This is a genomic window from Neobacillus drentensis, from assembly GCF_036966985.1.
Classification (GTDB): Bacteria; Bacillota; Bacilli; order Bacillales; family Cytobacillaceae; genus Neobacillus; species Neobacillus drentensis_E.
The window spans coordinates 1-6,795 of sequence record NZ_JBALSN010000117.1 but is presented as its reverse complement, the minus strand read 5'-3'; the positions used below and the strand labels follow the sequence as shown (position 1 = coordinate 6,795).

Here is a 6,795-nt window from a genome sequence, read left to right as displayed (position 1 = left end):
GTGTAAGGTATTCTAACACGAAAACTTACTGTGTTAGAAAATGTTACACAATGAATTTCTTTTCACAAGATTTATGGAATAATAGGTGATATTTATGGTTGCAGTGACCGACATATTTAACTAGCGGAGGTTTTTAGAATGGAAAAGCAAAAACTCGTATTAATAGGGAATGGAATGGCGGGTGTCCGATGTATAGAGGAAATTTTACGAGAAGCGCCAGAACTTTTCGAGATTACTATTTTCGGATCTGAACCGCACCTTAACTATAATCGAATTCAATTATCGGCTGTTTTGCAGGGTAGTACTACGTTTGATGCTATTACAATCAACGATCAGAATTGGTATAACGAACACAACATTGAGCTGTATACAGGCGAAACGGTCATAAAAATTGATTCCAAAAATCAAGTCTTACTAACGGATAAGAGTCGAGTGCTCCCCTATGACCGACTCATCATTGCAACAGGGTCCGTGCCATTTATGCTCCCAGTACCGGGTGCAGATAAAGATGGAGTAATCACGTTTCGGACCATTGAAGATTGCCAGAAAATGATCAATACCGCCAAAAGTTATAAAAAAGCCGTCGTTATTGGAGGCGGAGTCTTAGGATTAGAGGCTGCCAAAGGTCTGCTAAATCTAGGTATGGAAGTAAAAGTGGTTCATAACGGCCGCAATTTAATGGAAAGACAACTGGATGAAACGGCAGCTAAACTATTGCAAACAGAGTTGGAAAAGCAAGGATTGCGTTTTCTTTTTGAAAAAGATACAAAGGAGATTTGTGGAAGAAAGCGCGTGGAAAGAGTTACCTTTAAGGACGGTACCGAAACAGCTGCTGATTTGGTGGTGATGGCGGTTGGGGTGAGACCCAATATCCAATTAGCAAAGGATAGTGGCATTGAGATAAACCGGGGGATCCTCGTCAATGATTATCTAGAAACGAATATTTCCAACATTTTTGCTGTCGGTGAATGCGTGGAACACCGCGGGACGGTCTATGGGTTGGTTAAGCCGCTTTATGACCAAGGGAAGGTGTTGGCAAAACGGATTTGCAGCCATGAAGGAAAGGGGTACGAAGGAACTGTTCTTTCTACTCAATTAAAAATTTCGGGAGTGGATGTGTTTTCAGTTGGACAGTTTACCTGTGAGGAAAGATTGAAGTCGATTGAAATTTACGATGAGTTAGATGGTGTTTATAAGAAGTTGGTTTTTGAAGATTCTAAGTTGGTAGGTGCCGTATTATTTGGAGACACAAGCGATCGTACAAGATTAGTAGAAATGATCTTGAAAAAGAAAGATGTGTCAGACATGGAGAAAGTTACTCTTTTTCAAGAATTAAATGGGGATGGCAATTCGGTCGCTTCCATGGCCCACCATGAAATAATTTGCAATTGTAACGGAGTAGCGAAAGGGGCAATTATCGAAGCGGTTCAAAAAAACGGATTAACGACTGTCGACCAGGTGAAGAAATGTACCAAGGCTTCAGGGGCTTGCGGGGGCTGTAAACCATTAGTAGCCGATTTACTCCACTACATTCAAAGTGATGAATTTGATGAGGTCATGGGACAAAAATCAATGTGCGCCTGTACACCACTAACGGAAGATGAAGTAGTTTATGAGATGCAATGGCAAGGCTTGACTACGGCACAAGAAGTGATGGACGTCCTTGATTGGGGCAATAAGGAAGGATGTTCTGTCTGTCGACCTGCCTTAGCCTACTATTTAGGCATGATTTATCCAGAATATGAGAGCCAACAAGAGAATCTATTTATATCCGAACAAATGATTGCCATCGTTCAGAAGGATGGTACGTACACCATCATCCCTCAGATGTACGGAGGAAAAACAACAGCAGGACAATTGAGGACGATCGCCGAGGTTGCTGAGAAGTACGGCATTACAAATATGGCTGTCACTAGTGAACAAAGAATTCATTTGATGGGCGTGAAGAAAAAAGATTTGTCTGCGATGTTGGCAGATTTAAACATGGAAGTAAGTTCTACTTATGGAAATATGGTTCAAAATGTAAAAACGAGTATCGGAGAACATATTTGCCGTTGTGACAAACATTCATCGATTGAACTGGCTATCAGTCTTGAAAAAAGATTGGAATTTCTCACAACTCCCTATCGTGTAAAAATGGGCGTATCTGCTTGTATGCATAACGGCGCAGGTTCAACGACGAAAGATATCGGTGTGATTGGAACGGGGCTTGGCTGGGAAATTTACGTCGGTGGCAGCAGCGGTCGAAACGTACGTGCAGGTGAGTTATTATGCCTTCAATCAGAGAATGAGGATGTGATCGAAATAATTTGTGCTTTTATTCAATATTACCGTGAAACAGCCAATTTCCTCGAACGCACCGGGCAATGGATTGAAAGAGTCGGTCTAGTGCATGTGCGTGAAATTCTGTTTGACCTAGAACATCGCAATCAATTATTGCTGCGGTTAGAGAATGATCGTTTGCTCCGCAAAAAGTTTAACGGAAAGCAAGTGCTTGGAGCGGAAATCAACAAGCAAGTGTAACAGAGCCAAAAATAGAAAAGGGTGATCAACTTGACAGAAGCGTTGTTAAAGTATTTTCGTACAAAGGAACAAGAAGTGAAATCTGAAAAAAGATACGACTCCCAATGTCCTTACTGTAGTATGCAATGTAAAATGCAATTGGTTGAACAATCGGTTGTATCTAGAAAAAAATATATAACCATCGGAAAAGACAATCCAACTTCAGAAGGGCGCTTATGTGTAAAGGGCATGAACGCCCATCAACATGCATTTCATAAAGAGCGATTAAAATATCCATTGGTAAAAGTCAATGGAGAATTTGTACGTGTGTCTTGGGAGGAGGCTTTGAATCATATTAAAGAAAACTTTATGAAGATTCAGGCTGAATCTGGTCAAAATGCCCTAGCCGTGTACGGTAGTGCGTCAATCACGAATGAAGAGGCCTATTTATTGGGGAAATTTGCCCGCGTGGCGTTAAAAACTAAATACATTGATTATAATGGCCGTCTTTGTATGTCTGCGGCTGCTTCGGCTGCGAACCAAACCTTTGGGTTGGACAGAGGCTTCACGAATAGCTTGGCAGAAATTCCATCCACTCGTTGTATCATTTTGGCGGGAACGAATATTGCTGAATGTCAGCCAACCATTATGCCCTATTTTGAAAGAGCAAAAGAAAATGGAGCTTATCTCATCGCAATCGACCCGCGTGAAACAGCCACAACGAAAATAGCAGACTTGCATTTAAAACCAAAACCAGGAACAGATGCTGTATTAGCAAACGGGCTATTGAAAGTGATTATTGAGGAAAATTATGTGGACGAAAAGTTCATTCAAGAACGTGTGAACGGGTTTGAAGATGTAAAAGAGTATGTAACATCCGTCAGCATAGAAGAGATAGAAAAGATCACCGGAGTGCCAATCCCCCTTATTCGCAAGGCAGCAGTTAGGTTTGGCAAAGAAGAGACCGGAATGATTTTTACAGCGAGAGGGGTAGAACAACACACGAATGGGTCGATGACTGTCCGTAATTTCCTAAATATTCTGGTTTCAACAGGAAAAATTGGCAGGCCGAATTGTGGTTATGGTGCGATTACGGGACAGGGAAATGGACAAGGGGCGAGAGAACATGGCCAAAAAGCAGACCAGCTTCCTGGCTATCGTTCGATTGAGAATGAACAACATCGAAACTATGTGGCCAGTGTTTGGGGAATTAATGAGGAAGATTTACCACGTAAAGGAGTTTCGGCTTATGAAATGATGGAGAAAATCGATGAAGGGGAAATAGAAGGGTTGTTTCTCATGTGTTCCAACCCCGTTGTCTCCCATCCGAATGCCCACTTCGTCAAGGAGGCCATAAAAAAATTAACTTTCTTTGTAGCAGTTGATTTGTTTGTTTCAGAAACTGCTAGATTAGCAGATGTCATTCTCCCAGCCTCTTCCTATCTAGAAGATGAAGGAACTATGACGAATCTAGAGGGGCGGGTAACATTACGGGAAGCAAGCTTCCCGTGTCCTGGGGAAGCGAAACATGATTGGCAAATCATTTGCGAACTTGCCCGTGTGCTTGGAAAAGAAGAGTATTTTTCTTTTTCATCTGCTGAGGAAATTTTTACTGAACTAAGGACGGCAAGCCGTGGGGGGACTGCTGATTATTTTGGAATCACTTATGAGCGTCTTCGAAAGGAAGGCGGCATATTATGGCCTTGTCCATCCACTGACCATGCAGGTACGACAAGAGTGTTTGAAAGATCCTTTGCTCATTCAAATGGAAAGGCGGCGATGGTGGTCGTACCAAACATTCCTGAAATTCCAAAAGAACAACTATGTGATGAGTTTCCACTCTTTTTAACTACAGGGAGAGTCATGTCACATTACTTAACAGGGGTGCAAACAAGAAAAAGTCCAGCACTAGCGGCAAGAAACATCGAACCATTTATGGAAATTCACCCGGTAACCGCAGCGAAATTTCAGATACCAGATCAATCCTTAGTGAAAATCGAATCGAGAAGAGGAAGTGTTGTCGTTAGAAGTAAATGGTCGGAAACGATTCGTCATGATACCATATTTGTTCCTTTTCACTGGGCAGACTCGCAAAATATTAATCTCCTCGTTTCGAAAAAATTGGACCCTGAATGCAAAATGCCTGGATTTAAAGTCAGCGCTGTTAAAGTGAGCCCGGCTGTTGATTTCCTTACTTAAAAACTTTTATGTTAGAAGACCTTACACAGTGAGTTAGTTTTTAAAAAGTCTGTGATATAGTTTAGGAAACTTTCAAACAGGAGGAAAGCTTACATGGATAAGAAAAAGTTAGTTCTTGTGGGTAATGGCATGGCAGGAGTGAAAACAATTGAAGAGATTTTAAGGTTATCAAGTGAATCATTTGAGATTACCATATTCGGAAGCGAACCGCATCCGAATTACAATAGAATCCTTCTTTCAAAAGTTTTACAAGGGGATACAAATGTAAAAGACATTACCCTTAATGACTGGGATTGGTACAGAGAAAACAACATTCAATTATTTACAAGTGAAACAGTGATCAAAGTCGATTCGAAACGGAAAGTCGTTGTCACTGACTTAGGGAGAATGGAACCGTATGATGAATTGATTATCGCGTCAGGATCACTTCCATTTATCCTTCCGATTCCAGGTGCTGAAAAGAAAGGAGTTACAGCATTTCGGGATATAAAGGATACAGAAATCATGCTTGAGACTTCAAAAAAGTATAAAAAGGCGGCAGTGATTGGCGGCGGATTACTTGGGCTCGAAGCAGCAAGAGGTCTTTTAAACCTAGGAATGGATGTTTCGGTCATTCACCTCGCCCCCTATTTGATGGAGCGCCAACTAGACCCACAGGCAGGGAAGTTGCTGCAAAGCGAACTAGAAAAACAAGGTATGAAATTTTTATTAGAGAAACAAACACAAGAAATCTTTGGAGACGATCGCGTTGAAGCTCTAAGGTTTAGTGATGGAACGTTGCTAGATGCAGACTTAGTTGTCATGGCTGTTGGCATTAAGCCAAATACAGAATTAGCCAAGATAAGCGGGTTAGCTGTCAATCGAGGAATTGTCGTCAACGACTATCTGCAAACGAGTATTCCTAATGTTTACTCAGTTGGGGAGTGTGCCGAGCACAACGGTTCGGTATACGGTCTAGTGGCCCCTTTATATGAACAAGGAAGAGTATTAGCAAAACATATTTGCGGGTTGGAGACCAAAGGTTACCATGGGTCTGTTTTATCGACACAGTTAAAGGTTTCTGGGGTAGAAGTGTTTTCTGCTGGTGACTTTATGGAAGGTGAAGGGAAGGAAGCCATCAAGGTTTTTGATGGAAATGACAGGATTTATAAGAAGATTGTGATCCAAGACAATAAAATTGTTGGTGCCGTGCTGTTCGGTGATAGCAGTGATGGAAATCGTCTCTTTTCGATGATTCAAAAGGAAGCGGATGTTTCCTCCACCACGAAGGTATCACTATTGCAACCTCTAAATGAGGAATTTGGCAGCAGTTTAGTTCAATCCATGAGTAACGAGGAAATCATTTGTGGATGTAATGGTGTTTCCAAAGGAGCGATTATCGAGGCAATCCAGAACAAGGGTTGTTCATCCGTTGATGAAATCAAAGCTTGTACAAGTGCTTCACGGTCTTGCGGCGGATGTAAACCGCTTGTCGCGGAAGTATTACAACATACACTTGGTTCGGAGTTCGACGGCTCTATCCAGAAAGAAGCGATTTGCAGCTGTACTGATTTATCTAGAGATGAAGTTGTGGAAGAAATTAAAATAAAAGGTTTGCCCCATATCAAGGAAGTAATGAATGTACTTGGTTGGAGTTCTGAGGAAGGCTGCTCAAAATGCCGCCCAGCTCTGAATTACTACTTGGGGATGGTCCATCCAATTGATTATCAGGATGAAAAAGAATCCCGATTTGTTAATGAGCGGATGCATGCGAACATTCAAAAGGATGGCACCTATTCGGTTGTACCACGAATGTATGGCGGTGTCACAAACGCACAAGACTTACGACGAATTGCGGACGTGGTAGAAAAATACGATATCCCGCTAGTAAAACTAACCGGCGGCCAACGAATCGACTTGCTTGGAGTAAAAAAGGAAGATTTGCCTAAAGTATGGACCGATTTGGATATGCCGTCAGGGTCTGCCTATGGGAAATCGCTACGTACGGTGAAAACCTGTGTTGGAGAACAGTTCTGCCGCTTTGGGACCCAAGATTCCATGGGACTCGGGATCGACCTCGAAAAGAAATTTGAAGGACTACAAACACCACATAAG

Annotated in this window: 3 protein-coding genes; all 3 read left to right on the top strand. The window is 42.0% G+C overall.

Annotated elements, in window-relative coordinates; translation table 11 throughout:
- The first annotated feature begins 138 nt into the window (after positions 1-138).
- A complete protein-coding gene (nirB, locus tag V7659_RS08135) occupies positions 139-2,523 on the top strand; it encodes a nitrite reductase large subunit NirB (protein ID WP_335539301.1) in 2,385 nt (794 codons plus the stop codon).
- Between the two features lie 30 nt (positions 2,524-2,553).
- Positions 2,554-4,701, top strand: a complete 2,148-nt coding sequence (nasC, locus tag V7659_RS08130; RefSeq protein WP_335539299.1) for an assimilatory nitrate reductase catalytic subunit NasC — start codon at positions 2,554-2,556, stop codon at positions 4,699-4,701.
- 93 nt (positions 4,702-4,794) lie between these two features.
- Positions 4,795-6,795: nitrite reductase large subunit NirB (gene nirB / locus V7659_RS08125; protein WP_335539298.1), on the top strand; the 2,001-nt coding region annotated here is incomplete at its 3' end.